Source organism: Microbacterium sp., assembly GCF_036277215.1.
Lineage (GTDB): Bacteria > Actinomycetota > Actinomycetes > Actinomycetales > Microbacteriaceae > Microbacterium.
The window spans coordinates 1-3,171 of record NZ_DASUNI010000268.1; the positions used below are offsets into that span (position 1 = coordinate 1).

Genomic DNA, 3,171 nt, shown 5'->3' on the forward strand with positions numbered 1-3,171 from the left:
TGTCGGCATCGCGACCACCGGTGTCGCCGGCCCGACGGCGCAGGGCGGCAGGCCGGTCGGCACCGTGTACGTCGCCGTGGCGACGCCGGCCGGCGTGCGTGTGGAGGCGATGGCGCTGACCGGAACGCGGGCCGAGATCCGAGCCGAGGCGACGCAGCGGGCCCTGGAGATCGCGCTCGCCGAGACGACCTGAGATCCGCCCGGAGGATCCGGAACAGACCGTGTTTCGGCTCGGTTACATTCGGCGATTCCCACCCATTCCCCAGCCCGCGGGATTAGATTGGCCTGATCCGGTGTTGTACTGTTATCCACCCGGATGAGGCGGAATCAGAAGTGAGGAGGGGGCCCAAATGATACTGGTACGACAAGAAATCGGCGAAGTCCTTCGTGACTTCCGGCAGCAGAAGGGCCGCACCCTCCGTCAGGTCGCGAGCCGCGCCAGCGTCGCCCTCGGCTACCTGAGCGAAGTCGAGCGCGGCCAGAAGGAAGCATCCAGCGAGATCCTCGCATCGGTCGCCGAAGCCCTCGACGTTCCCATCTCCACGATCATGCGCGAGGTGGGCGACCGCATCTCCGTGCTCGAAGGCATGCACCCCTTCCCGGACGTCGTGCCCGACGACCTGGTCGCTTCGGTCGACGCCGAGCTCTCCCTGCGCTGAGCCTCCTCGACGGCGCTGCGGAACCACGGGATATGCGTCGCAGCGAGTTCGATCGTGCCGTCACGGACGAGTTCGGTCCTCGCGGCGGTGCGCTCCTGGTCGACCTGGTGCTTTCGGACCTCGGTGACAGGACCGCGACGCAGGCGCTGGATGCCGGTGTCCCTCCGCGCGAGGTGTGGCTCGCGCTGTGCGCGGAGACCGACGTGCCCCCCGAGCGCCGGTACGGCGCCGGACGCCTTCAGCCCCGCCGAAGCTGACCGTCGGCGCGGATCTCCGGCTCCGGCGTGTCGTCGAAGATCCGTTCGATTTCCCGGCGTAGGCTCCTGCACAGTCGGAGTCCAGACGTGACTGTCCACACGACGGGAAAGGGGCGAAGGCGGATGTCGGAGCCCACCCCTAGCGTGAACCACGTCGAACGACACCACACGCCTTGTCGCAGCGATCTCTCCGGGCCTCGGAGGAGAGCGCGACAGCCTACAGGCGACGGAACGCGAGCATAAGGAGCACGCCATGCCCTCACCCGAAAACCGCGAGAAAGCCCTCGAATCGGCTCTCGCCCAGATCGACCGGCAGTTCGGCAAGGGCTCGGTGATGCGACTGGGCAGCGACGAGCGAGCGCCCGTCGAAGTGATTCCCACCGGATCCATCGCCCTCGACGTGGCTCTGGGCGTCGGCGGACTGCCCCGCGGCCGGATCGTGGAGATCTACGGCCCGGAATCGTCCGGAAAGACGACACTCACGCTCCACGCGATCGCCAACGTGCAGAAGCAGGGCGGCATCGCCGCGTTCATCGACGCGGAGCACGCCCTCGATCCCGAGTACGCGCAGAAACTCGGCGTCGACATCGATCAGCTGCTGGTCTCGCAGCCCGACACCGGTGAGCAGGCGCTCGAGATCGCCGACATGCTGATCCGCTCCGGATCGATCGACCTGATCGTGATCGACTCCGTCGCCGCTCTCGTGCCGAAGGCCGAGATCGAGGGCGAGATGGGCGACTCGCACGTCGGCCTGCAGGCGCGCCTGATGTCGCAGGCTCTGCGCAAGCTCACCGGTGGGCTCAACACGACCAACACCACGATGATCTTCATCAACCAGCTGCGCGAGAAGATCGGCGTCTTCTTCGGAAGCCCCGAGACCACCGCCGGCGGCAAGGCGCTGAAGTTCTACGCCTCGGTGCGCTTGGACATCCGTCGCATCGAGACCATGAAGGACGGCACCGAGGCGATCGGCAACCGCACGCGCGTCAAGGTCGTCAAGAACAAGATGGCCCCGCCGTTCAAGCAGGCCGAGTTCGACATCCTCTACGGCACCGGCATCTCGCGCGAAGGCAGCCTGATCGACTTCGGTGTCGAGCACGAGATCGTCAAGAAGTCGGGCTCGTGGTACACGTACGACGGCGAGCAGCTCGGTCAGGGCAAGGAGAACGCCCGCAGCTTCCTGATCAAGAACGCGGATGTCGCCGCTGAGATCGAGTCGAAGATCAAGGTGAAGCTCGGCATCGGCCAGCCGAAGGTGGTCGAGTCCGCCGGCGACGAGCTGGCTGCGCGGCGCCCGGCCTGATGACAGCACGCGAAGGTGACGGGGGCGTGCGACTCGCCCCCGTCACCTACCTGCCGGGTGCCACCCCCGTCGACCAAGAGCCGGTGCGCTGGGCGATCCCGCTCGAGAGCGCCGGCGGCGACGAGGGAACCTCCGCGCCGCTGGACGGTGCGGACGCAGAGGACGGCGCCTCTTCGGCGGACGATGCCGAAGAGGCGCTCACCCGTCGACTCCGCCGCAGTGCGCTTTCCGAACGCGAAGCACGCTCGTTCCTCACCCAGCGGGGGATCGACTCGACGGTCGCCGATGCGACGGTGGAACTGTTAACCCGTCGCGGCTGGATCGACGACGCGGTGCTCGCGGAGCAGCTTCTGTACGCCGGCACGAGCCGCAAGGGTCAGGGCCGGCGTGCCATCGCTCAGACGCTCAGCGCGCGTGGGATCGCTCGCGATGTCGCCGATGCGGCGCTTGCGTCGCTTCCCGATGATGACGACGACCGAGCGCTCGAATACGCGCGCTCGAAGGCGCACGGTCTGCGCAGCTACGATCTGGACACGGCCATGCGACGCCTGATAGGTCAGCTCTCCCGTCGCGGGTACTCCGGCTCAGTGGCGTCGAACGCGGCGCGCACCGCGCTCGCCGAGCAGCGTTCGAGCGGTGGCGTGCAGTTCCGCTGATGCATCAGAACACCGGCGACGGGTGAGGGGGCGTTGTGGCGATCGATGTCACCGGGCTGACGAAGCGCTATCGCGAGAAAGTCGCGGTCGACGACATCTCGTTCTCAGTGGCCGATGGAGGCGTCTTCGCCTTCGTCGGAACGAACGGGGCGGGCAAGTCGACGACGATCGGCTGCCTGACCACCGTGCTCGCCTTCGATGCGGGTGAGGTCCGCGTCCGAGGGTACGACGTCCGTCGTGAAGGCGAGCGCGTCCGGGAGGCGATCGGCGTCGTCTTCCAGGAGTCGCTCCTGGAC

6 protein-coding genes are annotated in these 3,171 nt (G+C 67.5%); all 6 read left to right on the forward strand.

Annotated features, from left to right (window positions below):
• A partial coding sequence (locus VFX99_RS13345; protein ID WP_329666783.1) for a CinA family protein occupies positions 1-193 on the forward strand: 193 nt, incomplete at its 5' end.
• Positions 194-350: 157 nt separating this feature from the next.
• Positions 351-659, forward strand: coding sequence for a helix-turn-helix transcriptional regulator (locus VFX99_RS13350; protein ID WP_329666784.1), 309 nt, complete (start codon positions 351-353; stop codon positions 657-659).
• Positions 660-691: 32 nt separating this feature from the next.
• Positions 692-916 carry a DUF3046 domain-containing protein gene (locus tag VFX99_RS13355; RefSeq protein ID WP_329666785.1) on the forward strand — a complete coding sequence of 75 codons (225 nt, stop codon included), beginning with the start codon at positions 692-694 and terminating at the stop codon, positions 914-916.
• 253 nt (positions 917-1,169) lie between these two features.
• Complete coding sequence (gene recA / locus VFX99_RS13360) at positions 1,170-2,219, forward strand: recombinase RecA (protein ID WP_329666786.1); 1,050 nt, start codon at positions 1,170-1,172, stop codon at positions 2,217-2,219.
• On the forward strand, positions 2,219-2,875 hold the full coding sequence (locus VFX99_RS13365; RefSeq protein WP_329666787.1) for a regulatory protein RecX: 657 nt from the start codon (positions 2,219-2,221) through the stop codon (positions 2,873-2,875). The genes recA and VFX99_RS13365 overlap by 1 nt, the downstream gene beginning before the upstream one ends.
• Before the next feature lie 35 nt (positions 2,876-2,910).
• On the forward strand, positions 2,911-3,171 hold a 261-nt coding region (locus VFX99_RS13370; RefSeq protein ID WP_329666788.1), incomplete at its 3' end, for an ATP-binding cassette domain-containing protein.

Bases quoted from the DNA above. Each gene is read 5' to 3' on its own strand.
- recA (WP_329666786.1), top strand. From the start codon at position 1,170: ATGCCCTCACCCGAAAACCGCGAGAAAGCCCTCGAATCGGCTCTCGCC.
- VFX99_RS13350 (WP_329666784.1), top strand. From the start codon at position 351: ATGATACTGGTACGACAAGAAATCGGCGAAGTCCTTCGTGACTTCCGG.
- VFX99_RS13355 (WP_329666785.1), top strand. From the start codon at position 692: ATGCGTCGCAGCGAGTTCGATCGTGCCGTCACGGACGAGTTCGGTCCT.
- VFX99_RS13365 (WP_329666787.1), top strand. From the start codon at position 2,219: ATGACAGCACGCGAAGGTGACGGGGGCGTGCGACTCGCCCCCGTCACC.